Annotated in this window: 20 protein-coding genes and 3 pseudogenes; 9 read left to right on the top strand and 14 right to left on the bottom strand. The window is 59.4% G+C overall.

All coding sequences use genetic code 11. From position 1 onward, the window contains the following. Positions 1 to 691: 691 nt before the first annotated feature. The 8 genes and pseudogenes from istA to CRO48_RS22460 all read left to right on the top strand — a co-directional run bounded on the left by istA (position 692) and on the right by CRO48_RS22460 (position 8,240). Complete coding sequence (gene istA / locus CRO48_RS22490; protein WP_035226019.1) at positions 692 to 2,188, top strand: IS21 family transposase; 1,497 nt, start codon at positions 692 to 694, stop codon at positions 2,186 to 2,188. Then, on the top strand, positions 2,185 to 2,943 hold the full coding sequence (istB, locus tag CRO48_RS22485; protein ID WP_035226016.1) for an IS21-like element helper ATPase IstB: 759 nt from the start codon (positions 2,185 to 2,187) through the stop codon (positions 2,941 to 2,943). Before istA ends, istB begins: the two co-directional genes overlap by 4 nt. Before the next feature lie 127 nt (positions 2,944 to 3,070). Then, positions 3,071 to 3,202, top strand: a pseudogene (locus CRO48_RS31865) (aldehyde dehydrogenase family protein); the annotation flags it as partial. A 12-nt stretch (positions 3,203 to 3,214) separates the two neighbouring features. After that, entirely contained in the window at positions 3,215 to 3,961 is a 747-nt protein-coding gene (locus CRO48_RS22480; RefSeq protein ID WP_046802313.1) for an electron transfer flavoprotein subunit beta/FixA family protein, read from the top strand. Between the two features lie 24 nt (positions 3,962 to 3,985). Continuing rightward, positions 3,986 to 4,924, top strand: coding sequence for an electron transfer flavoprotein subunit alpha/FixB family protein (locus CRO48_RS22475; RefSeq protein WP_062654024.1), 939 nt, complete (start codon positions 3,986 to 3,988; stop codon positions 4,922 to 4,924). After that, on the top strand, positions 4,921 to 6,585 hold the full coding sequence (locus CRO48_RS22470; RefSeq protein WP_097142047.1) for an electron transfer flavoprotein-ubiquinone oxidoreductase: 1,665 nt from the start codon (positions 4,921 to 4,923) through the stop codon (positions 6,583 to 6,585). Before CRO48_RS22475 ends, CRO48_RS22470 begins: the two co-directional genes overlap by 4 nt. A gap of 220 nt (positions 6,586 to 6,805) precedes the next feature. Next, positions 6,806 to 7,415 (top strand): annotated as a pseudogene (locus CRO48_RS22465) (helix-turn-helix domain-containing protein); the annotation flags it as partial. Positions 7,416 to 7,479: 64 nt separating this feature from the next. Then, positions 7,480 to 8,240 (top strand): IS5 family transposase gene (locus tag CRO48_RS22460; RefSeq protein WP_097142046.1). Its coding sequence is split into 2 segments (ribosomal slippage): positions 7,480 to 7,804 and positions 7,804 to 8,240, totalling 762 coding nucleotides; the frame shifts between segments, so codons are not numbered across the junction. A 139-nt stretch (positions 8,241 to 8,379) separates the two neighbouring features. On the opposite strand, the gene CRO48_RS22455 is transcribed toward CRO48_RS22460, so the two are convergent. The 14 genes and pseudogenes from CRO48_RS22455 to CRO48_RS31860 form a co-directional block, all read right to left on the bottom strand. After that, positions 8,380 to 9,528 carry a hypothetical protein gene (locus tag CRO48_RS22455; RefSeq protein ID WP_141402099.1) on the bottom strand — a complete coding sequence of 383 codons (1,149 nt, stop codon included), beginning with the start codon at positions 9,526 to 9,528 and terminating at the stop codon, positions 8,380 to 8,382. Between the two features lie 46 nt (positions 9,529 to 9,574). Further along, on the bottom strand, positions 9,575 to 11,527 hold the full coding sequence (locus tag CRO48_RS22450) for a nitric oxide reductase activation protein NorD (RefSeq protein ID WP_176526849.1): 1,953 nt from the start codon (positions 11,525 to 11,527) through the stop codon (positions 9,575 to 9,577). 50 nt (positions 11,528 to 11,577) lie between these two features. Next, positions 11,578 to 12,393 (bottom strand): CbbQ/NirQ/NorQ/GpvN family protein, encoded by an 816-nt coding sequence (locus tag CRO48_RS22445; protein ID WP_052821337.1) that lies wholly within the window; start codon positions 12,391 to 12,393, stop codon positions 11,578 to 11,580. 70 nt (positions 12,394 to 12,463) lie between these two features. Continuing rightward, positions 12,464 to 14,158: a hypothetical protein gene (locus CRO48_RS22440; RefSeq protein WP_052821336.1), complete on the bottom strand. Its 1,695-nt coding sequence runs from the start codon at positions 14,156 to 14,158 to the stop codon at positions 12,464 to 12,466. A gap of 103 nt (positions 14,159 to 14,261) precedes the next feature. Further along, positions 14,262 to 14,588, bottom strand: coding sequence for a hypothetical protein (locus CRO48_RS22435; RefSeq protein WP_052821335.1), 327 nt, complete (start codon positions 14,586 to 14,588; stop codon positions 14,262 to 14,264). An 11-nt stretch (positions 14,589 to 14,599) separates the two neighbouring features. Continuing rightward, entirely contained in the window at positions 14,600 to 16,123 is a 1,524-nt protein-coding gene (locus tag CRO48_RS22430; protein ID WP_052821334.1) for a tubulin-like doman-containing protein, read from the bottom strand. 59 nt (positions 16,124 to 16,182) lie between these two features. Then, positions 16,183 to 16,917, bottom strand: a complete 735-nt coding sequence (locus tag CRO48_RS22425; RefSeq protein ID WP_052821333.1) for a CbtA family protein — start codon at positions 16,915 to 16,917, stop codon at positions 16,183 to 16,185. A 21-nt stretch (positions 16,918 to 16,938) separates the two neighbouring features. Next, the gene (locus CRO48_RS22420) at positions 16,939 to 17,157 is read right to left on the bottom strand and encodes a CbtB domain-containing protein (protein WP_052821332.1); all 219 of its coding nucleotides are present in this window, start codon (positions 17,155 to 17,157) and stop codon (positions 16,939 to 16,941) included. Between the two features lie 669 nt (positions 17,158 to 17,826). Beyond that, on the bottom strand, positions 17,827 to 18,810 hold the full coding sequence (locus CRO48_RS22410; RefSeq protein WP_052821341.1) for a CobW family GTP-binding protein: 984 nt from the start codon (positions 18,808 to 18,810) through the stop codon (positions 17,827 to 17,829). Between the two features lie 198 nt (positions 18,811 to 19,008). Further along, a pseudogene (locus CRO48_RS33525) lies at positions 19,009 to 19,884 on the bottom strand (DUF6925 family protein); the annotation flags it as partial. An 8-nt stretch (positions 19,885 to 19,892) separates the two neighbouring features. After that, positions 19,893 to 20,408 (bottom strand): hypothetical protein, encoded by a 516-nt coding sequence (locus CRO48_RS22405; protein ID WP_141402098.1) that lies wholly within the window; start codon positions 20,406 to 20,408, stop codon positions 19,893 to 19,895. A gap of 258 nt (positions 20,409 to 20,666) precedes the next feature. Continuing rightward, positions 20,667 to 21,323, bottom strand: a complete 657-nt coding sequence (locus CRO48_RS22395; RefSeq protein ID WP_052821328.1) for an ANTAR domain-containing response regulator — start codon at positions 21,321 to 21,323, stop codon at positions 20,667 to 20,669. Between the two features lie 13 nt (positions 21,324 to 21,336). After that, positions 21,337 to 22,488 (bottom strand): transporter substrate-binding domain-containing protein, encoded by a 1,152-nt coding sequence (locus tag CRO48_RS22390; protein ID WP_263135642.1) that lies wholly within the window; start codon positions 22,486 to 22,488, stop codon positions 21,337 to 21,339. Between the two features lie 217 nt (positions 22,489 to 22,705). Continuing rightward, positions 22,706 to 22,987, bottom strand: a complete 282-nt coding sequence (locus CRO48_RS31860) for a hypothetical protein (protein WP_141402097.1) — start codon at positions 22,985 to 22,987, stop codon at positions 22,706 to 22,708. A 97-nt stretch (positions 22,988 to 23,084) separates the two neighbouring features. Between CRO48_RS31860 and CRO48_RS22385 the strand changes: the two genes are divergently transcribed. Beyond that, positions 23,085 to 23,845, top strand: a protein-coding gene (locus tag CRO48_RS22385) for an IS5 family transposase (protein ID WP_097142046.1) whose coding sequence is annotated in 2 segments (ribosomal slippage) — positions 23,085 to 23,409 and positions 23,409 to 23,845 — 762 coding nt in all. Because the reading frame shifts where the segments join, the coding sequence is not laid out codon by codon here. The last annotated feature ends 19 nt before the right edge of the window (positions 23,846 to 23,864 follow it).

The following is a 23,864-nucleotide window of genomic DNA, read 5'->3' as shown; positions in this document are numbered from 1 at the left end:
CGCACGGAGGCTTCTGAGCCATTGGTCGGTCACCTGGGGCAGGGTGTCTCCGGCAAGTCGCGTGCAAGGTTTGCTGCGAGGGTGCCGTGCAATTCGGACATCATGCCGATTTTCCGGAACCGGTTCGCTGCTAGCGGACGATATTTGAGTTTGCCCTTTCCGGAGAAGGTTGTGTGCTCCGGGGAAAATCCCTGTCGGCCAGTGAACATGGCCTGCACGACGGGAATGGCCAGCTCCACCCCTATCAGCGCTGCTCTTTCCCTGAGTTGCAGCCTGTTGAGCAGGTAGCCAGATCCGCTCTCCTTCGTCCATGTCGGCTTCGCAAGGATGGCATGAAAGCCGCGTAAGCCGGCTTCGCCCAGAAGCCGGATTGTTGGTTTCCGCGCAGAAGTGAGCCGGTTAGGCGCATAAGGGGGTGCGGACGAAAACTTGGACCACCAAGGAGGTAGTTCATGTATTCCTACGCAGACAGACTTCGAGCGGTTGAGCTCTATATCCGGCTTGGCAAGCGGCTTAACGCGACCATTCGCCAGCTGGGATATCCCACCAAGAATGCGCTGAGAGGCTGATGAGAGCGGCGGTGGAAAAGTCGGCCACGGTAGCGGCGGAATAGTCCGTCCGCGGGCGGAGTAAAATCCGGCCACCTATTTCCTTTCTGCAATGATCGCAGGAGGGACAGGGGATCTACACCGTGGAACTTTATTTGAGGGTTCGCCTGGCTGTTTCCGAAGGGATGACGCAGCGTCAGGCAGCAAAGCATTTCAACGTATCGCGCGACAGCGTGGCCAAGATGCTGTCGTATTCGACACCGCCCGGCTATCAGCGACGTTCGCCGATCCGGCGTCCGAAGCTGGATGCATTCGTTTCGACGATCGAGCAGTGGCTGGAAGCTGACATGGTGATGCCGCGCAAGCAGCGGCATACTGCCAAACGGGTGTTCGACCGGCTTCGTGACGAGTGCGGCTTCACCGGCGGCTACACGATCATCAAGGATTATATGCGCGAGCGGGATCAACGCCGCCAGGAGGTGTTTGTGCCGCTGTCGCATCCACCGGGCCATGCGCAGGCCGATTTCGGCGAGGCGACGGTGGTGATCGGCGGCGTCGAGCAGAAAGCTCGCTTCTTTGTGCTGGATCTTCCTCATAGCGACGGATGTTATGTGCGTGCCTATCCGGCGGCAGTGGCCGAAGCCTGGGTGGATGGTCATGTCCACGCCTTTGCGTTCTTCGGGGCCGTGCCGCAGTCGATCGTCTATGACAACGACCGTTGCCTTGTCGCAAAGATCCTGCCCGACGGCACACGCAAGCGGGCAGCGCTGTTCAGCGGCTTCCTGTCCCACTACCTGATCCGGGATCGCTATGGGCGGCCGGGAAAGGGCAACGACAAGGGGAATGTCGAGGGTCTTGTCGGATATGCCCGACGCAACTTCATGGTGCCGATCCCGCGGTTTGCGACATGGGATGCGTTCAATGCTTTTCTGGAAGAGCAGTGCCGCAAACGCCAGCGCGACAAGCTGCGGGGCGAGAGCGAGACGATTGGCGAACGGCTGCAGCGCGATCTTGCGGCCATGCGTCCCTTGCCGGCGTCGCCGTTTGATGCCTGCGACCAGGCCAGCGCTGTTGTGACAGCCCAGTCGCTGGTGCGCTACAAGACGAACGACTATTCCGTACCGGTCGCCTACGGCCATCAGGACGTCTGGGTCCGGGGCTATGTCGATCAGGTGGTGATCGGCTGCCGCGGCGAGATCATCGCGCGTCATCCGCGATGCTGGGAACGGGAAGACGTCGTCTTCGATCCCGTCCATTACCTGCCGCTGATCGAGCGGAAGATCAATTCTCTGGATCAGGCGGCTCCATTGCAGGGCTGGGATCTGCCAGACGAGTTCGCGACGCTGCGCCGGCTGATGGAAGGCCGCATGGCCAAACATGGGCGGCGAGAATACGTGCAGGTTCTGCGCCTGCTGGAAAGCTTCGACCTTGCCGATCTACATGCAGCGGTGAAGCAGGCGATACAGCTCGGCGCGATCGGCTTCGATGCGGTCAAGCATCTGATCCTGTGCCGGGTCGAGCGCCGGCCGCCGCGGTTGGATCTGGCGATCTATCCCTACCTGCCGACGGCGACTGTCGAGAAGACGTCAGCAAAGGCGTATATGCGCCTCCTGTCATCTGATGCGGGAGAAGCGGCATGAGCAGCGACGCGCCAGAGATCCTGCTTGGCCACTATCTCAAAACCCTCAAGCTGCCGACCTTCCAGCGCGAGCACCAGAAGCTGGCCCGGCTATGCGCCACCGAAGGCGTCGATCATGTCGGCTACCTGTTCCGGCTTGCTGAACGGGAGATGATCGAGCGGGACCGCCGCAAGGTCGAACGTCGGATCAAGGCGGCCAAGTTCCCGGTCGTCAAAAGCCTCGACAGCTTCGACTTCACAGCCATCCCCAAGCTGAACAAGATGCAGGTGCTAGAGCTTTCCCGTTGCGAATGGATCGAGCGCCGCGAGAACGTCATTGCGCTGGGCCCGAGCGGCACGGGAAAGACGCATGTCGCACTCGGTCTCGGCCTGGCCGCCTGCCAGAAGGGCCTGTCCGTCGGCTTCACCACGGCGGCGGCCCTGGTCAGCGAGATGATGGAGGCGCGTGACGAGCGGCGTCTGCTCCGGTTCCAGAAGCAGATGGCCGCCTACAAGCTGCTGATCATCGATGAGCTGGGATTTGTGCCACTATCAAAGACCGGGGCGGAATTGCTGTTCGAGCTGATCTCGCAACGCTACGAGCGTGGTGCCACCCTGATCACCAGCAATCTGCCTTTCGACGAATGGACGGAAACACTGGGGTCCGAACGTCTCACCGGCGCACTGCTCGATCGCATCACCCACCACGTCAACATCCTCGAGATGAACGGCGAAAGCTATCGTCTCGCTCAAAGTCGCGCCCGAAAGGCCTGCTAAAACTCCCCTCAAAAAATCGCCGCGCCGGCCTAAGACCCCCGCTCGGGCTACGCCCTCCCGGCCGTCTCAGGCCGGCGCCATAGTGGCCGACTTTTGCTCCGCCCCATGGCCGGTTTTTACTCCGCCGTTGACAACAGCTGGCGTAGACTTCCATGTTCCGTTCGGCGGTCGCAAGGGATCGTCTTTTGGTCCCCGCGAGCAAGGCCGTCACGCCGCCGAGTTCTACACAACGGTGAAGACCGCCTACACGCTGGCCTGAGGAGAACCCACTATGAAAGTATTGGTCGCAGTTAAACGAGTTGTCGACTACAACGTGAAAATTCGCGTGAAATCCGATGGCACGGGCGTTGAACTTGCCAACGTTAAAATGTCGATGAACCCGTTTGACGAAATCTCCGTCGAAGAGGCTCTTCGCCTGAAGGAAGCTGGCAAGGCCGAAGAAGTGGTCGTTGTGTCGATTGGTCCGGCCAAGGCGGAAGAAACGTTGCGTACGGCGCTCGCCATGGGTGCTGACCGCGCTATCTTGATTGAAACCGATGAAACGGTTGAGCCGCTGGCGGTTGCCAAGCTGTTGAAGGGCGTGGTTGACGCTGAAACGCCGGATCTGGTGATCCTCGGCAAGCAGGCAATCGATGACGACAGCAACCAGACCGGCCAGATGCTGGCAGCATTGCTCGGCTGGGGTCAGGGCACCTTTGCCTCCAAGGTCGAGATCGCGGACGGTTCCGTTGCGGTCACCCGCGAAGTCGATGGCGGTCTGCAGACCGTTTCCCTGAAACTGCCTGCCATCGTCACCACCGACCTTCGTTTGAACGAGCCACGTTACGCGTCGCTGCCAAACATCATGAAGGCCAAGAAGAAGCCGCTGGACAAGAAGACCCCGGCTGATCTCGGTGTTGATATTGCACCGCGCCTCAAGGTTTTGAAGACCGAAGAACCGGCTGGCCGCAAGGCTGGCGTCAAGGTTGGCTCGGTCGCAGAGCTGGTATCGAAACTCAAGGCCGACGGCGTATTGTAAGAGACGGATAAGGGAGATTTTATTATGGCCATTCTTCTTCTGGCAGAACACGACAACGCAACCCTTTCCGACCAGACAGCAAAGACGCTGACCGCAGCTGCCAAGATCGGCGGAGACGTGCATGTGCTGGTGGCTGGTTCCGGTGCCAAGGCTGCAGCCGATGAAGCAGCAAAGCTTTCCGGCGTTGCCAAGGTACTTCTTGCTGATGACGCATCCTACGCAAACCAGCTGGCAGAACCGCTTGCTGCATTGATCGTATCGCTGAGCGGTTCCTACGATGTCATCATCGCACCTGCGACGGCATCGGCCAAGAATGTTGCGCCACGCGTTGCAGCCCTGCTCGACGTTGCACAGGTTTCGGAAATCACCGAAGTGGTGTCCGCTGACACCTTCAAGCGTCCGATCTATGCCGGCAACGCCATCCAGACCGTACAGGCAACTGACGCCAAGAAGGTCGTCACCGTGCGTACGGCCTCGTTCGCTGCGGCTGCTGCCGGTGGTTCTGCTGCCGTTGAAGCGGTTGCTGCTGCTGCCAACCCGGGCGTTTCGTCCTTCGTATCGGATGCGCTGGCATCGTCTGACCGTCCTGAACTGACATCTGCCAAGATCATCATTTCCGGTGGCCGTGCACTCGGTTCGTCGGAAAAGTTCAAGGAAGTTCTTCTGCCGGTTGCTGACAAGCTGGGCGCTGCCGTTGGTGCATCGCGTGCGGCTGTTGACGCCGGTTACGCACCAAACGACTGGCAGGTTGGCCAGACCGGCAAGGTGGTTGCACCGCAGCTTTATATTGCCGCTGGCATTTCCGGTGCCATCCAGCACCTGGCCGGCATGAAGGACAGTAAGGTCATCGTGGCCATCAACAAGGACGAAGAAGCACCGATCTTCCAGGTTGCTGACTACGGCCTGGTCGGGGACTTGTTTGACATTTTGCCCAAGCTAGAACAGGCGGTCACAGCCTCATGACAGATCAAGCTGTCCGCTTTCCTGAACGCGAGTCGATGGAATTCGACGTTGTGATTGTGGGTGCCGGTCCTGCGGGTTTGTCAGCGGCGATCCGGCTGAAGCAGATCAATCCTGAGCTTTCAGTTGTCGTTCTGGAAAAGGGCGGCGAGGTCGGCGCGCATATCCTGTCGGGTGCGGTGGTCGATCCTGTCGGTATCGATCGCCTGCTGCCCGGCTGGCGTGAGGAAGAAGGCCATCCCTTCAAGACTGAAGTCAAGGACGACCAGTTCCTGTTTTTAGGCCCTGCCGGCTCGATCCGCCTGCCGAACTTCGCCATGCCGCCCTTGATGAACAATCACGGCAATTATATCGTCTCGCTCGGCAATGTCTGCCGCTGGCTGGCGGGCCACGCAGAAGCACTTGGCGTCGAGATCTATCCGGGCTTTGCCGCCAGTGAAGTGCTTTATAATGATGAGGGTGCCGTCATCGGTGTCGCCACCGGCGACATGGGCATCGAGAAAAACGGCGAGCCCGGCCCGAACTATACACGCGGCATGGAACTGCTTGGTAAGTACGTGCTGATCGGTGAAGGCGTGCGCGGGTCGCTGGCCAAGCAGCTGATTGCCAAGTTCAACCTGTCGAAAGACTCGGATGTCCAGAAGTTCGGCATTGGCCTGAAGGAACTCTGGCAGGTGAAGCCGGAGAACCACAAGCCGGGTCTGGTGCAGCACTCCTTCGGCTGGCCGCTGGGCATGAAGACCGGTGGCGGCTCGTTCCTCTATCATCTGGAGGACAATCTGGTGGCCGTCGGTTTCGTGGTGCACCTGGACTACAAGAACCCCTATCTGTTTCCGTTCGAGGAATTCCAGCGCTACAAGACGCATCCGGCGATTGCGCCAACCTTCGAAGGCGGCAAGCGCTTGTCCTATGGCGCCCGCGCCATCACCGAAGGCGGGTATCAGTCCGTGCCGAAACTGACCTTCCCGGGCGGTGCGCTGATCGGCTGTTCGGCCGGTCTGGTCAATGTGCCGCGCATCAAGGGCAGCCACAATGCGGTTCTGTCCGGCATGCTGGCGGCAGACAAGATCGCCGAGGCGATTGCCAGCGGCCGCGCCAATGACGAGGTGATCGAGATCGAAAACGAATGGCGCGCCAGCGATATCGGCAAGGATCTGAAGCGCGTTCGCAACGTCAAGCCGCTGTGGTCGCGGTTCGGCACGGCAATCGGCGTCGGGCTTGGTGCTCTGGATATGTGGATCAACCAGATATTCGGCACATCACCCATCACGCTGAAACACGGCAAGACGGATGCTGAGAGCCTTGAGCCTGCGGCAAAACACAAGAAGATCGATTATCCGCGCCCGGATGGTGTTCTGACCTTCGACCGCCTGTCATCGGTGTTCCTGTCGGGCACCAACCATGAGGAAGACCAGCCGGTGCATCTTCATGTCAGGGACATGGATCTGCAGAAGCGCTCCGAGCATGATGTCTATGCCGGCCCGTCGACACGTTACTGTCCGGCCGGGGTTTACGAGTGGGTGGAGAAGGACGGTCAGGACGTCTTCGTCATCAACGCGCAGAACTGCGTGCACTGTAAGACCTGCGACATCAAGGACCCCAACCAGAACATCAACTGGGTGCCGCCACAAGGCGGCGAAGGGCCGGTCTACGCCAATATGTGAACCCTAAAAACGAGATGGTGGCGGTTCTGCGCGCCACCAGCCGAATCAAAAGGAGTGTTCCATAATATATCTTATGCAATTTTTGATTGTAATTTAATGCGACAGTTGGGCCAGTTAGAGATGCGACAGTCTCGCCTCTTTGCGCACTGGTCAAAACCAACATTGGGAGCAAGGATGACGATCTTCAGCCTGGTCGAGACCATGAGCGGTCGGAGTCGTCATGCCCTGTTTAATCACCATGTCGCAGAAAGAATTGCATCGCCTCGAACTTATCCAGAAGATCCGTGACGAACGCCTGACTGTCGTCCAGGCTGCCGAGCAGCTCGACCTCAGTCGCAGTCAGGTGCATCGGCTGCTGCAAGCCTATGACCGGGATGGTCCGGTCGGCCTTGTTTCCAAGAAGCGATCACGGCCAAGCAACCGGCGCCATAGCGAAGAGTTTCGCAATGCGGCGCTGGATCTGATCCGCGAACGCTATCTGGATTTCGGCCCGACGCTGGCGCGCGAGAAACTGATCGAACTGCACCGGATCTCGGTCGCCAAGGAGACGCTTCGGCAATGGATGACCGAGGCCGGCATCTGGGTCTCACGTCGGGAACGCAAGAAGCGGGTTTTCCAGCCACGCGGCCGGCGCGACTGCTTTGGTGAACTGGTAGATCGACGGGTCGCATCATTGGTGGTTCGAGAACTGCGGCCCCAAATGCGCCCTGCTCGTCTATATCGATGACGCCACCGGCAAGCTCCTGCATCTGCGCTTCGCCCGATCGGAGAACACGTTCGACTATCTGCATGCGACGAAGACCTATCTGCTGCAATGGGGCAAGCCGCTAGGGTCAGGACCCATTGATTTGAATTGACGGCTATGATTCAGACGGGCGGATAGGAGCCCGACTGATGAGTAATTTGTTCTGGCTGACGGAGGAGCAAATGGCCCGTCTTCAGCCCTATTTCCCCAAGAGCCATGGCCGCCAGCGTGTCGATGATCGGCGTGTCCTGAGCGGCATCATTTTCGTCAATCGCAACGGCCTCCGGTGGTGTGATGCGCCGAGGGAATATGGTCCGGCGAAGACCTTGTATAACCGCTGGAAACGCTGGAGCGACAAGGGCATCTTTATCCAGATGATGGAGGGCCTGGCTGTGCCTGAAGCTGCAGAGCACAAGACCATCATGATCGATGCGACCTATCTCAAGGCCCACCGCACAGCTTCCAGCCTGCGGGTAAAAAAGGGGGTGCGGGCCGCCTGATTGGACGCACGAAAGGCGGCATGAACACCAAGCTTCATGCCGTCACGGATGCGAATGGTCGCCCGGTCAGCTTCTTCATTACGGCCGGTCAGATCAGCGATTACACCGGTGCTGCCGCCTTGCTTGATGAACTTCCCAAGGCCAAATGGCTACTGGCCGACCGTGGCTATGATGCCGACTGGTATCGTGACGCTTTACAGGCGAAGGGGATCACCCCCTGCATTCCGGGGCGGAAGTCCCGCAACAAAACCATCAAATACGACAAACGCCGCTACAAACGGCGCAACCGGATCGAGATCATGTTCGGGCGTCTCAAAGACTGGCGGCGTGTCGCTACGCGCTACGACAGATGCCCAATGGTCTTCCTCTCCGCCATCGCTCTCGCTGCAACCGTTATCTTCTGGCTCTGATCAATGAGTCCTGACCCTAGATCGAGCACCTCGTTTACGATCACTCCCACTGGGTCAGGCGGCCCCCCCGGGGAGAACCCGCCGTCCGATTCGAGCGCCCTTACCCTCAGATCAGGTCCGCTAACAACTCGCTTGCCGATCATCCGCTTGAGCGGTCGTACGCCATGAGATCTTTCTTCCCGATACTCGGTAAGATAATGTTTCCGTAAGAGGTCAGTTCATCGAAGAACTCGTTCTTGTAGGCTTGGTAGTCCGAGCTGCCCTGTTTGAGGTAATTCGAAACCAGGACATCCTTGAGTTCGGCTTCCATCACGTCGATGCGCATATCTCGCGCCGCGTAAATATGGACTTCGACACTGTCGGTCTTGAAACCTTCCTTCAAACCCGAGTACTGGGGCACGAACGAAATCCACTGCTGCAGCACGGCATCCCAGATCGACCGTGCCTGTCCAGGAAGTACCTGGACGCCAGGATGGCTGAACTTCGCGATGCCGAACATGTTGAGCTTGCCGCCGCACCGCTTGATCATGCGGATGAGGTGCGAAGCGTTGTCGGACACAGCCCATCGCATGAACGAATCCGCTACGAACCGGTTGGTTACCATCTGCTTGAACGACCGGCGTACCTCTTTCACACCTGTCGTGGTGTAGGCGGTAAGGCGCTGCCAGCTGTGCTCGGTCGGAACGACATAGAACCCGCCCGTAAACGGGTTGTTCTCCGCCGCGCCGCATGTTGCGTCGATCTCGTCCAGCGCTTTCGTTTGATCAATGCTGTCGCTGTATTCTCCGTCACCGCTGTGGCTGAGCTGGCCGACGCCAGCGACCCGAACATTGTCCCCAAGGCCAAGTTTCTTCAGTTCACGAGCGATATTCACCACCATCCCGCTTCCGGTTTTCCCGGCAAGGCTGCAGGCGATGAACACGGTCGAAGGATGCTTGGCTTCTTTCACCTTACTTGCGAACAGTTGAAGGCCGGCTGCAAGCTGCTTTCCGACAGCGCCTGCTTCCGGTGTCGAAAGTACGACGTTCTCGTGAAGGTAACGGTCGGTAGGTATGCCACGCGACGCCATTCGCGGCTTGAACGACCTTGCATAATCGTTAGCGACCTGCATGTGATCGTCACCGACATCGACTATCAGGGAAGCGAACGTCGTTCCTTCGTGCATGAGGTTGTCCTCGATCTCCCCGGTCCGAAGCAAGGCTTCGACGTACACCGCTCCTGTCCGACCTATGCCGATCACGTGGACACAGTGTGGTTCCGGTGCGGCGGTGGGTTTGCTCTCTGTCATTTGTTCCTCCGGTTTCTCGTTGATGTAAGGGTTCACAAGTTGTCGCTCACAGGGCAAGGAGCCGTGTCAGCGTCCTGTTGGTGTGGTTCGCGAATGTCGAGGCGCGTTCGGCGATGAGGAAGTTCCGCTGTCCGAAGATACGACGAGCGTAGTGATCGGCGCGGCGGTCGAGTGTGACGCAGAACGTTCTGACCCGCTTAGACAGGGCGCTGACGACCGCCTCGCGGGCGTCTTCGACCAGATAGTCGTCTTCCGCCACGTCGATATCGGAAGGCTCGCCATCGGTTAGGAGAAGGACGACCTTGTGGTCTGCGGCCTCGGCTTCCAGAAGCGCCGTCGCATGTCTGATCGCCGCGCCCATCCGGGTACTGTGGCGGCTTGCAGATGCGGCCAGCCTGGAACGAGCCTCCTCCCCGAACGGCTCGTCGAAATCCTTGATCCTCCGGTAGTTAACCTCGTGACGGCCGTTCGAGGAAAAACCGTGAATGGCTATGCGGTCGTGTTGGGCCTCCATCGCCTCGGCGATGACGAGTGCAGCCTGTTTTTCGACGTCGATGACCTTGGTAAAGCTGCCGGGCACGAAGCGCTCCGTGGATATCGAAAAATCCATCAACAGAACGACTGACGTGGACCTGCGACGACGACCATGGCGACAGAAGATGCGACCGTCCGGGGATAGTCGAGCCCGTTGTTGAACCACGTTCTCAACGACGACATTGAGGTCGATTTCGTCCCCCTCGGTCAAGCGTGTCAGCCTGATCGCCCTGTCCGGAACCCGTGCGGACGCGGAGAGAATGATTTTCGGTTGTGTAAGCCGTTGAAGCGAAGGCCAAGTCTTCCTACGCGGCAACTCCTCCTCCACGACCGTGGCCCACCCCTCGCGTAGTTCCGAAAGTCGATGATCCCATTCGGGGTAACGGTACCTATGGCGGACGTCGATCCCCTCGACATCCCGTTCCGCCTTCTCCCCGTCCTGGAGGGCGTCGACGATCTCGATTTCCGAATGACGCTCGGCGTCTTCCGGAAGTGCGGTATCCGGTCCCCAGAGGATCGCGTTGTCGTCGCGGTATATCGGTTCCGGTTGACGGTCGGCTGAAGGCTCAAGGCGCATCTTGCCGAGGTTGATCGCAAGCGTGCGCGCCAGGCGGTCGAAAGCATTGACATCGTCAAGTCCTTTCGAGGCGGCTTCTTCGAAAAGCTCGCGTCCCTTGCCGACCCATGGGTTCGTGTCGATGTAGGTGTCGTCGTGCAACGCCCGCGCCAGGCGAGCCGACAAGCCTGCAAAATCGAAACCGGATACCTCGCGGGTCGCGGTGTGAAAGCCCCCCCAGAGCGCCTTCAATCCGGGATAGTCCCGGACCATCAGGCGTTCGACGCGGGCGTCTTCGATGAGCGCAGTCATAGCCACCAGACTGGGTCGACGATTGCCAGCGGGACGTCTCAACGGAGAATAGCGCAGGTGAGCGGCGACGTGCGCGATGTTGGCGCGGCGCAGAAGGGCGCGGTCAGTCGTGTCGCCGTGGAAGCGACGTGGGTAGCGAATGACGCCGTCATCGATCGTTACCGCACGAGTTTGGCGTCCGTCGGTATCCGGCTCATGGAGATCGATAGAGAATTCGGCGAACCCGAACCCGGCGAGATAATGGAGCAGGGCACCGCGTTCCCGCAATAATTCCTCGGTATCGTGCAAAGCCTGCTCATCGGAGTACGCCTGCGGGCTGCCCCATTCGAAATGATGGAGCATGCATTCAATATCGTTCCGATGCTTTTGCAGCCCGTGGACCGCCCATCGGCGCAGGCCGGGGTAGTCTCCGGCCAACGAGGGGTCGTTGCCGATGCGATCAGCGAACGCTCGGGCCGCCTCCGGCTTCTCGCTAGCGATCTGCAACAACAGCCCAGCCAGGTCTGCCAGATCGATCTCGTTTTTGAGATAATCGGATATCAGCGGCATCGCGCGGATCAGCGCGTCATATGCACAGTCATCGATGTCGCGAAGCATCCCGAGCTTTCTCGCCGACACCGGACCCTGAATTGCTTCGAAGTGGGCGTTCATGGGCGTGGACCGAACTGAGCCTCCACGAAGCCGCTCATCGCCGCCTGAAGATCCGGATCGTCCGTTAGCGGCGCGGTCATCGCCAGCGCGCAGGCGTCGTGAGGAGAGATGCCCTCACTGATCAAAGAGCCGGAGTGGACGAGCATCCGGGTACTGATACCTTCGTCCAGTCCCCTGCCCCTTAGGGCCCGCGACTGGGTCGCAACGGAGACCAGTCTCGTGGCTATCTCCGGAGTGACGCCGCTCTCGTGCGCTACCACTTCGACTTCGACCGCCTGCGGCAGGAAATCGAAGTCGATCGCTCCGAAGCGCTGCCGGGTCGATTGCTTCATATCCTTCGCCGCGCTCTGGTACCCCGGATTGTAAGAAACAACCAAGCGGAAGTCCGGGTGGGCTTTCACGACCTCTCCTCGTTTGTCGAGAGGGAGGATACGGCGATCGTCCGTCAGTGGATGAATGACGACGGTCGTATCCTGGCGAGCTTCGACGACCTCGTCCAGATAACATAGGCCGCCATAACGCACGGCCGTGGTCAGAGGGCCGTCATGCCATTGCGTACCTTCGGCATCGAGGAGCCAGCGTCCAACGAGATCGGAAGCCGTCATGTCCTCGTTGCAGGCCATCGTGATAAGCGGCAGCTTGAGACGCCAGGCCATGTGCTCGACGAACCGGGTTTTGCCACAACCTGTCGGGCCCTTGAGGATCATAGGGAGCTTGCGCTTCATCGCGGCGCTGAACAGGGCGACCTCGTTCCCGCTGCTGCGGTAGTACGGTTCGTCTTCGATAATCAACGACTGGAGTTTTTCGTGCATCTGCCCTCGCCCTTCTGGTTCGGAGCCGCGCTCGGGCGCGGCTCCGGGCTTCGGTGTAGGTGAAGTCGGATCAGGCGTGAGCCTTCGCGAGCTTCTTGGCTTCGCCGCCCGGCGTCTTGACGACGGTCTTGGTCATCATGGCGATGGCTTCCTCGCGGATGACCTTGCGGTTCGGCGGGGGCAGCTTGTCGCCGCGGAGCTGGTCGTAGGGAACGACGACCCAGCATGCGCAGCCCCAGATGCATTCCCCGGCCATGCCCTCGAAGCGGATCGCGGGCTCCGAGAGCATCGGTCCGATATCCACGAGCCAGGCATGCTCGTGCAGCTTGGTTTCCCAGTCGAGCTTGTCGTACGCCTTCTGGCTTTCCCAGAATGCATGCAGATCGGTCTTCGCGACGCCGGGCATGATGACGTTGGCGTACGAGGTCAGGACATCGAAGAACTCGTGGTTATAAGTCTGGTAGGTCGAGTCGCCTTCGAGAAGGTAGTTCTTGGACACCAGTTCCTTGATACCCTTTTCGATGTTGTCGAAGCCCATGTCGCGGGATGCGTGGATGTGGACCTCGGCATAGTCCGTCTTGAACCCGTCCCGCAGACCGCTGTACTGCGGAATGAAGTCGATCCACTGGGCGATCGTCGCCTGCCACTTCGAGGCCGCCTCGCCCGGGAGCACCTGAACGCCGGGATGGGTCAGCTTCGCGACATCGAACAGGGTCCAGTTGCGCGACTTCGAGGACAGGGTTTCGTGGGGAGCACCCGTGAAACCCGCCGGGCGAAGGGCGCGGAACAGGACGCGGCCGTAGTCCATGACGGCGAACCGCATGAAGCTGTCCGCGACGAAGCGGTTGGTGACCATTTGGCGGAAGCTTTGGCGGACTTCCTTCTCGCCTGTCGTCGTGTAGGCGGTCAGACGATGCCAGCTGTGTTCCGGATTGACGACGAAGAAGCCGCCCGTGAAGGGGTTGCGGTAAGGCTCGCCCCATACGGCGGTAACGCCGGCGTTCTTGTCGTCGTCGAGCATGCAGTCGATTTCGTTGAGCGCTGTGTACTGGCCCGCCCCGTTGTGGACTTCTTCGCCGTCACCGACGTGAGAGAGCTGTCCGACGCCGATGACCGGAATGCGGCGACCGAACTTGAGGTTCGACAGATGGCGCGCCAGATCGACCACGATGCCGCTGCCGGTGCCGCCCGCGATGCTGAACGGAACGAGGACCATCGAAGGTAGCTGCGCCTGCTCGACCGTGTCCACGAAGCTGCGCAGGGCGACGTCCATCGGACGCTCGCCAGCGTAGTAGGCGTTGGCGTAGATGCCCTTCGCGACCAGGCGCGGGAAGTGGTTTCCGGCTTCGGGCAGAACGTACTTGTGCGAGACGTAGGATTCGAAGTTCGGGTTCCAGTAATAGCGAGGATATTCCAGCTTGAGGAACTCGCGGGTCCGGTTAAGACCTTCGAAAAACTCCTGCTTGTCCGGGACGGGCAGCGCGATCGCCTGGAAATTGAACTTGTCGGCCGAAACGCCGCGGGACTGCAGGCGCTGCTTGAACGAGTTGGCGTAGTCGATCGCGACGTTCATGTCCTGCTCGCCGATATCGACGATCATCACGGCGCAGGTGGCGCGGGAGTCGGAAGCCAGAAGGTCTTCGACTTCGCCCGTCCGGAGCAGCGCTTCGATGTAGGCGGCCCCGGTGCGGCCGATCCCGATCGCGTGGATGCAATGGGGCGACTGGGTCCCCGTCGCGCTGTGGTACATTGATGACGATGCCATGTTATGTATCTCCTCTGGATGTGATTGGTTATGCCGACGCGGTTATCGGAGCCAGGTGGCGTGCCTCTTTCATCCGCGCATGTTGGGTTGCGGTTCGCCACCATCAACAACGGATACTGAACGTCTCCGTCTGATCGAGAATTCCGAGGTCTCGGAGAATATGGGCGACCGAACTCGCTCGCTCGTGCGCCACGTAGATCATGTAGTCTTCGACGAAGAGCCCGGGATCACGGGAGATGACGCCCTCCTCGATCAACGCCACCCCCGCTTCGAGGTTCTTTCGTTGCAGTGTCGCGCTCCAGATCGGGCTCTCGATGTAGATCGCCACGTCGTCGACACGGGTGATGTTCACGAACTTGCCGCCACGGATCGTTGGGACCTGGTATCCGTTTCCGTACTTTGCCTTTACCGTTTTCCAATCGAGTGCCATCTCGTCCTCCGTCACTCGTACCGACCGCGCAGCTGATCGCGGGGTACCGCGATCCACTGGCTTCCGCCGCCGAGACTTGCGCCCGCCATTCCCTCGATCGCGGTCGACGGCTCGCAAAGAAGAATTCCCTGGTCGAGCAACAGCGCGTGTTCCGACTGGCGATGGAGCAGGTCGGCTTCGTCGTAGGCATTCCGCGCGGCTTCGAAAACCGACAGGTCCTTGAGTGCCAGACGCGGCAACAGGTATTGAACGATGCCCGGCGAGCCGCCGTCCGTGGCGCACGTAGGTGCCTCCGGGCTGAAAGCTGCATCGAGCGCTTCCGTCCAGGCTTTGCGTTCGCTTTCGTCGATCGTGCCCGACGCCCTCAATTCGAGGAATTCCGGCTGATAGTCCTCCAGCAACCCGAGGTCTTTCCGCAGGTCCCTGTTCGACGAGCCGTTACCATCCGGCGCGGAACCGATCATGTGTATCCACCTTGAACCCCAGGGCGTTCTCGCGGCCGAATGCTGTGTGGAGGGCGCGGCGACCCAGTTAAGGAGCCTCAGCGCCTCCCAGACGTTCGCTCCGCGGCGTTCGAACAGAAGCTTCGCGAGCCGCTTGCTCACCTCTTCCCGGGCTTCCGACACGCTGACGTTCGCAGGCTGGGGAATGATCATGAAACCCGCGGTGAACGGGTTCTTGAACAGGTCGCCGCACGAGAGCGTGATTCCCGCGTTCTTCGTCTCGTCACAGAGCACGTCCAGCTCGGAGAAGACGGCATGCAGCCGCGTCAGTTTGTCGGGGGTCACCTCGTCGGGATGCGGCGCGATCCCGAGGCCTGTCACGAGAACCCGGCGACCGAACTGGACCGAGGAGAGATGGCGGGCCAGATCCATCGCGATCCCGCTTCCGGTCCCCCCGGCCAGACCGAAAACGATACACACGATCGAGTTGCCGCCTGTCTTTTCGACGCTGGCGACGAACCGTTTCAAGGCCTTCTGCATCGGCCTGTCGGCATCGTAATACGCCTGGCCGTATAGCGCCTTCGAACCTGCCCGGGTCATCGACCCGTCTTCGGCCCGTATCGACTTCCCCGAAGGCAACCACGAGGTTGAACCGGGGTTCGGATGGTACATGGGGTATTCGAGCTTGAGGAAATCCGCGTATTTCCCGACGACCTCCTGCAGCTCCTCCGACGACGCCATGTCGAGCGCAACCGTTTCAACCTGGGTGCGCTCCTCTGGGAACCTGGTCGCAGAAGTACGCACCTTGAGGAGGTCATCGTCGCCGACATCGATCGCGAGGGCGGTGAACCTCGAACCGGGCTTGTCGAGTAGGTTTTCCGGAGCCGTGTTCAGGAATTCCTCGATCACCCGGCAGCCCGCGCCGCCGATGCCGACGAGATGGATGCCGAATGGCATTTCGGAGTGGTCCTGGATCCGGTGGACGCCGCGACGTAGGGCGTCCAGTTTTCTTTGTTGAAGCTTTGCTTCGGTGGTGCCGATAGCAGGAAGCGGCCGACCGCGGTCGATGTCGAGGCCTACGTTCGTGGACATTCTCATTACCTCTCAACATTTGACGCATGAATGGAAACGGTCGACGTACTCACGGACGGTCAGGCCGCGTTGATTCCTCGCCTTGGCCACAGCGCTTCGGACAATAGCCGCAGGATGTCGAATGCAACGCCGAGCAGCGTCCAGAATATCACATGACCAGCGATCGACGCGGTCCTGAAATTGTAGAGGGTTTCAGCGGGAAAGTCTTCGGGAACCTCGTTCACCGCAGGAAGGATCTGCATCATGACCGCTACGATGCCGGCATAGATGCATACGGCTGCAAGCGACGCGTACCACCCGCCGATCTTAGGCCACAGCTTCGTGGCAGCCATGATGGATAGCGTCGCCGACAAGACGGAAGCCGCGACCATCAGGAAGTATAGCTGCGTCCGCGCGCCGATAGTGTCGCCGCTTCCGACTGCTGGCGGGTTAGCCGGATATTTCAGAGCAGGCACGACGATCAGAGCCACCAGTCCGACAATGGCGATCAGCATAGCGGTGCTGCGCGGGCTCAGCACGCCGAGACGTTTGTTCGCGAAGGCATAGGCAATGGCAAACAGTCCGCCGATCGCCACGCCGTAGACGAGGACACCGGTAAGAAGGCCCAGTCCCGCCTGGACGGAACGGCTGACGAGTTCGGGTTCGGCGGCCATCCCGGCCGCCGTACTATGTTGCTCCTCGATCGCGATCGCGTGATCGACCCACGGTTCGCCGTAGGACTTGAAAAAGGCAAAGGCAAAGATGGCGGCGATGACACCAGCCAACATTCCTCTTACGAGCAGTTTTCCGACCATCGCCGTATCTCCTTTGTCAGATCAGTGGCAGGGGAAGCCGAGGAGGTGACGAGCGTCGTGGACGTACTCGTGGACGTAGTTGCTCGAAACGAGCGACATCGCACCTTCCTCGACGCCGACGAAGTAGATCGAGAGAAGCATCATCATCCCTCCGAAGACTGCCCAAGGCAGGACCTGTCCGAGCGGGATCGCGTCGTCGGCGGGGGAGTTGTATACGTTCGGATTGGTAATGGCAGACATCTCATTCTCCTTTTTTCGAGACCAAAAACGAAAAACGCCCCACGCAGGTCGTCTCCGAGGGACGAATGCAGTGAGGCGCTTATTGCCAGAAATGTTGTCAGCTATATTGCTGAAGTGGGAGCCTACATCGCTATTGTGGTTTGTCAAGCGACTATTTCGGCATGTTTTGCGAATATTTTACATAGCCGAATTTGTCATCACTGCGCACAAATACTAGACTTATTGCATAAAGTTTAGACGCAGTTCTGCACCGCGTGATATGAACCGCCTACAGCAACCATATTAACCGTGAATTGTATTTGGATCGATCTGAAGCCTGAGCCTTTCTACATGGCGCCCTCCACCGACGTGTGACCGGAGGATTTCCGAGACATCGTCTTCGGTTTCGAAGCGATACCAGACCCCTTCGGGATAAATCACCATCACCGGACCATGTTCGCAGACGTTCATGCATCCGGCGTGGTTTATCCGGATCCGCCTCATCCCCAAGGTCATCGCGAGGCGACACATGTAATCGCACAGCTGTCGTCCCCGTTTGGCTCCGCACGATCCCCTCCAATGAGTAGCTGGCCGCTCGTTCGTGCAACAGAAGACATGAACCTGGTAGACTGGTTCGCCGGTGTCCACGCTGCTGGCATTCGATCCCGATACGAGGGTCATCGCCGCGCCCTATCCCGCCACACAGCGCGCGAAGCCGTCGGCGAATGCCTCGCGATCGAGGTTTTTCCCGATTACAACGAATTGCGACACGCGTGGCTCGTCGTCGGTCCACGGGCGATCCATGCGCATTGTCGTCAGCATCCGGACACTCTGAAAGACGACCCGCTCCTTGAACCCCCTGGCGTGGAAGATGCCCTTTGTCCGGTAGAGGTCCTGTCCACGCGTCTGGGCGACTTCGTTCAGCCAGAGGGAGAAGCGATTGAGATCGATGGGCCGCGTTTCCTCGAGGATGAAGGACCCGACCGCCGGATCGTGTTCGTGCTCGTGGTCGTCGAGGAAGCCCGGATCGACATCGAGCTTCTGCACGAGGTCGAACGCGCCTACGTTGATTACGTGTCCCAGATCGATCTCGGCGTTCGCCGTGAAATGGATACGTGCGAGCGGGTTGATCCTGCGTACCGTCGCTTCCGCGCTTTTCACCTGTTCCGGCGTGGCGACGTCGATCTTGTTCACCAGCACGACGTCGCTGAACGCCACCTGTTCGACGGCCTCGGGGCTTTGTTTGAGATTTGTCTCCAGATTGACCGCATCGACCATCGTCACGAACGCGTCGAGGCGAATGCGGCTTTTCACGTCGTCGGCGACGAAGAAAGTGGAAGCGACTGGAGCGGGATCGGCAAGCCCGGTCGTCTCGATCAGGATACCCTCGAGTTCGCCCGCGCGTTCCTGAAGCCTTTCGAGCGTCTCGATCAAATCCCCCCTGACTGTGCAGCAGAGACAACCGTTGTTGAACTCGACGAGTTCCGCCTGCTCGTCCCTGATGACCAGCTGGCCGTCGATGCTGATCTCGCCGAACTCGTTCACGATGACGGCGATCTTCTTACCGTGGTTCTCGTGAAGAATCCTGTTCACGAGGGTTGTTTTCCCGGACCCGAGGAAACCCGTAATAACGGTTGCCGGGATGCGGTCGTTGGTTTGAGTTGCGGTTGACATGTGAACCTCTCTGGCTTTGGCGACGCCGGCTATGGCAGTCGCTGCGTCTCGATCAATTTCGTCTTTCATTGTCGTCGGCTGGTTAACCATCTCGCCAGCCGTCGTGCCGCCGCGTGTCTTGGCCAACGGGGCGTCGAACTCGTCTTCCCATCCGTGCGCCGGTCGTCCGCCCCTGAGCCAGCGCCGCTGCCGCAGCGCGATCCGGACGCATTCGATTTCCATCCGGGTCGGTGGGCCGGAATGTTCGAGAAGAGACCCGAATACTTCGTTCGACTTGCCGTCTTCGAGCGCTCGCTCCACGCGTCTCTTGAGTTTTACGAGTTCCGGAACGCCATGTTCGTCTAGGATAACTTGAAACGAGAAATGAGCTGCTCCCCACGCTCCCGGTTCGGCCTGCCGAGGATTGGGAGGAAAGGCATAGCCGACCGGTACCAGGCCCTCTGGAATAGGGAGGGTTCGGGAGTGCGTATCCGTGGTGCCGAAGAGCTGCGAAAGGAAGTGGCGACGTCGACGATCCCCGGTCTCAATCCGCCCGACGGCCGTTTCGAAAATCCAGATGCAATCTTCGATCTCGACGAGGTCGGCATCGAGTACGGAGCCGTGCGAACGATCACGCAAATCCGGCAGAGCACCCTTGTCCGCCCTCAGGCGGATATCCGCGTAGGGACTTCCTGCAACGATGTCGAGGACGGTCCGAGTTCGATGGGCGGCAAAGATCGCGTGACGGTCCAGACAGTCCTCCGCGGGACGCCCCGGCGCGGACATCCGCGCTTGTTCTTCCGGCAGGCATATGGCGATGCCGCAGTTCCAGCCCTCGGGGTCGGAACTCAGTGTTTCGAACGCCACGAGGCGCAGGTGATCGTGCCGCCGTAGCGATATGCTGGAGCTCTCCGTCGCCGCGCTGACGCGGTCGTCTGTAACATCGACAAAAATGCGCGCCTCGCGGGGAAACTGGCCGACCGCGCCGAAAGCGCCCAGACTGAGTTCGAAATTCGGATCGACAACCATCCTCGCCAATAACGGAAAGCCCGACTTGATGATTGCGACGTCCGAGGTGGTTTGAATATGGGCCATCGTCACTCTCAACGCGAAACCCGGCGGCGGACCCGGAACAGTGGCAGTGCGCCGACCAACAGGAGGAGACCGAAAGCCCCTCCTGCGGTCGCAAAGGTTTGCCGGGGTACGAGTACCCGATCCGTGTAGAAGAGATCGGCGCTGCTCTTGCACAGCACGAACGACGGCGAGGCCGCCCGCTCGACGTCGATCGCCTGCCTTATCGCTACCGCCTCGGCGCTGGCCAAGGGCATGCTCTCCATATGATCGAGGAGTGCCAAAGCCGACGCTAGGTAGGCGTGTGAACACGCGTTGAAGTCGCTCTCCTCGTCCGTCAGCGCCCCCGGGATCATACCCCACAGGCAGTAGGTGTACTGGATTTTCGAGAAGTTCATGAGCCGTCGCATCCGCTCGTCCGTCTTCACCTGCCGTTCCGCCAGCGAAATGATGTCAGGGCGGAACTTGGAAAGCAGTTCCATGTCCGAATGCGCGATAGAGGCGATCTCGACCCCTCTCGGCGTCCCTGCTCCGTCCGAAAATCTCATCGAATGCGCGTGCGCGTTCGATGAGATCGACACTGAGGAAAGCGCACATATCGCCAGAGACGTGGCGATCGTGAAAACCGAATTCCGACTGTTCAAAGGCATCGCGATCTCCTCGCATTAAAAACGAAAAACGCCTCACGCAATGCGTCCCCGAAGGACGGATGCAGTGAGGCGCTTATTGCCGAAATTTCAGTCAGCTACGTTGCTGAGCAGAAGCTTACGCTCGAAAGCGTTGTTGTCAACGACGTCGTACCGACCTCAGTTCAGGAGATCGAACGACTCCACGACGGCCTTGGCGATTACGCCGATCGTCACTCTCCGTTCCATCGCCTGACTACGCAGGAAATTGTAGGCGTCGTCCTCGCCGAGACTCTTTGTGCGCATCACGATCGACTTCGCTTTCTCGACCACGCGCATTGTCCTCAGGTTTTCGTCGAGCTTCTCGATCCGTCCCCGCAGACGTTGTTCGTAGAGGAAGTGCTCCCTGGCCATCGCCAACGCTCCGATCGTCGAACGTGCGGTCGGCGGGTAGTGGATCATGCCGTGGGCGGCGCAGTTGTTGATAAGCTTGAGATTGAGCGTGTCCTGGCCGCGATCGACCAGGATCAACGTTGTCGACGGTTCGCCCGGAAGCCATGGAATGCGGCGTGGAAGGTCTTCCATCAGGGTGCAGTAGACGACGTCGTAGTTCTCGGGCAGTTGGACGGGCACGGGCCAGATATGACGAACCGTGCAGCGCAGGCGCTGCAGCTCGCGCATGAGCCGCTCTCCCTCGCTGTCCAGCTCGACGATAAGGGCGACGTTCAGGTTCTGCACGGCCTTGTACTGGTTGTTGGGTGCCGACTGCTCGTTTCGAACCGCTCCCTGAGGCGGAGACGCGAGACGTCGCTCTTGAAGTACTTCTATTCTCGACATTCAACCCCTCCCACTAAACTGCCGCGGCCGCGACGGTGCAACGCCCGCTTCCTATGAGGAAGGGGTCTGCTTTCACTGTCGTCCTCGATTCGAACAGGATATCGAACTGGCCGTTTCGGTTGGCGCGGCCCACCCGCGACCACAGGTCGGCATGCGCCCAGTTCGGATTGATCGACACGGCCCCCTGAGGCGCTTCGAACTCCGATCCCATCACCATCGCCCTTAGAACGGGGGTTTCGAGGGAGTTCGCGCGCTCGAGGGTCTTGGCGAAGACGTTCACCTGGAAATAGGAGGATTCGAGGCACATGTTCGTCGGGGCGTCGTCGCCGTACCGCTTCTGGTAACTCTTGACGAACTCGCTGTTCTGGTTGTTGCCGATACCCTGGAAATACGGAGCGGCGGTCAGATGGCCCTCGCCGACGTCGTGACCCATCGCGGCGATTTCCGCCTCGCATGTCGTGAGACTGGCGATCGGCATTTTCTTGGGATCGAAACCCTTGTCTGAGTACGCCTGATAGAGGAAGACCGTCCCGTCTCCCACGACCGTCGAGAAGATCACGTCGGGTTTTGCGAGCTTGATCTCCTGCATGATCGGCTCGAACTCCAGCCGCGACGCCCCGAGGCGCACGTAACGCTCGCCGACAACGCTTCCTCCGCTCCGCGCCACCATTTCACGCATGATACGGTTGGATTCCCGCGGATAGATGTAGTCGGAACCGATGAAGAAGAACCGGTCGCCATACAGCTTCATAAGCAGACTACAGAGTTGCATGCTGTTCTGGTTGGGGGTCGCACCGGTATAGATCACGTTGGGGGAAAACTCGAACCCCTCGTAAAGCGTCGGATACCACAGCAACCCGTTCAGCCGTTCGACGACCGGAAGCACCGACTTCCGGCTCGCTGACGTGTAGCAGCCGAAAATCGTGCTGACCTCGTCTACCACCATCAGCCGCTTCGCGAGCTGTCCGTAAGAACGCGTGTCCGAGCCCGGATCGTAGATTACGGGCTCGAGCGGACGACCGTTTATGCCGCCGCTGTCGTTGATCTGGTCTATAGCCAGCAATGTTCCCCGGAGCTGCGTTTCCTCAATAACGGACATGAAACCCGTTCGGGAAAACAGCACTCCAACACGCCATGGCTCCGAAGTATCGGTCGGTTTAATCAATGCAGTTGCTCCCGGTTTGAAGCATTCCCCAGTGCGGCTTTTCGCCTGCTAATTGCACCACGAACGAACTTTTCATAACTCCAAAAACACAAAAACCTCCAGCTTCCCTCGTGATCAAGGATGCATGGAGGCCATCTTGCCATCATATTTTGGCACGGCTACGCTGCCGTGATTTCACAAATCCGTCATGAAGAATACGCCTAATAAACGCCGTCCGTCAATAGCGCCTCTTGATTGGCATTTCCAGACCGACCATCTTCCCCGCACGGGGCATTACGCGTGGATAAAAATTGTTGACGTAACCGTTAGCCGCGTCCACTTTACCGCCAGGCAAATGACATGAATTGCAATTCATCGCGGCGCCGACATTTTCTGGCAAAACCATGCAGTCTCCAAGCAGGCGTTTGCTGTAAAATATCTCACCGGCATTGTGCTGAGCAAGGATCACCTGGACTCGGGGAAACATATAGTATCTGACCTCTTGGCTTTCGGTGGCCAACACAGCAGAGCTCTGCTGTTCTGGAAGGCCCTAGGGTCAGGACCCATTGATTTGAATTGACGGCTATGATTCAGACGGGCGGATAGGAGCCCGACTGATGAGTAATTTGTTCTGGCTGACGGAGGAGCAAATGGCCCGTCTTCAGCCCTATTTCCCCAAGAGCCATGGCCGCCAGCGTGTCGATGATCGGCGTGTCCTGAGCGGCATCATTTTCGTCAATCGCAACGGCCTCCGGTGGTGTGATGCGCCGAGGGAATATGGTCCGGCGAAGACCTTGTATAACCGCTGGAAACGCTGGAGCGACAAGGGCATCTTTATCCAGATGATGGAGGGCCTGGCTGTGCCTGAAGCTGCAGAGCACAAGACCATCATGATCGATGCGACCTATCTCAAGGCCCACCGCACAGCTTCCAGCCTGCGGGTAAAAAAGGGGGTGCGGGCCGCCTGATTGGACGCACGAAAGGCGGCATGAACACCAAGCTTCATGCCGTCACGGATGCGAATGGTCGCCCGGTCAGCTTCTTCATTACGGCCGGTCAGATCAGCGATTACACCGGTGCTGCCGCCTTGCTTGATGAACTTCCCAAGGCCAAATGGCTACTGGCCGACCGTGGCTATGATGCCGACTGGTATCGTGACGCTTTACAGGCGAAGGGGATCACCCCCTGCATTCCGGGGCGGAAGTCCCGCAACAAAACCATCAAATACGACAAACGCCGCTACAAACGGCGCAACCGGATCGAGATCATGTTCGGGCGTCTCAAAGACTGGCGGCGTGTCGCTACGCGCTACGACAGATGCCCAATGGTCTTCCTCTCCGCCATCGCTCTCGCTGCAACCGTTATCTTCTGGCTCTGATCAATGAGTCCTGACCCTA

It is taken from the genome of Rhizobium subbaraonis, assembly GCF_900220975.1.
In the GTDB taxonomy this organism is placed as follows: domain Bacteria; phylum Pseudomonadota; class Alphaproteobacteria; order Rhizobiales; family Rhizobiaceae; genus Mycoplana; species Mycoplana subbaraonis.
The sequence above is the reverse complement of the archived record's forward strand: the minus strand, read 5'-3'. Positions and strand labels throughout refer to the sequence as shown.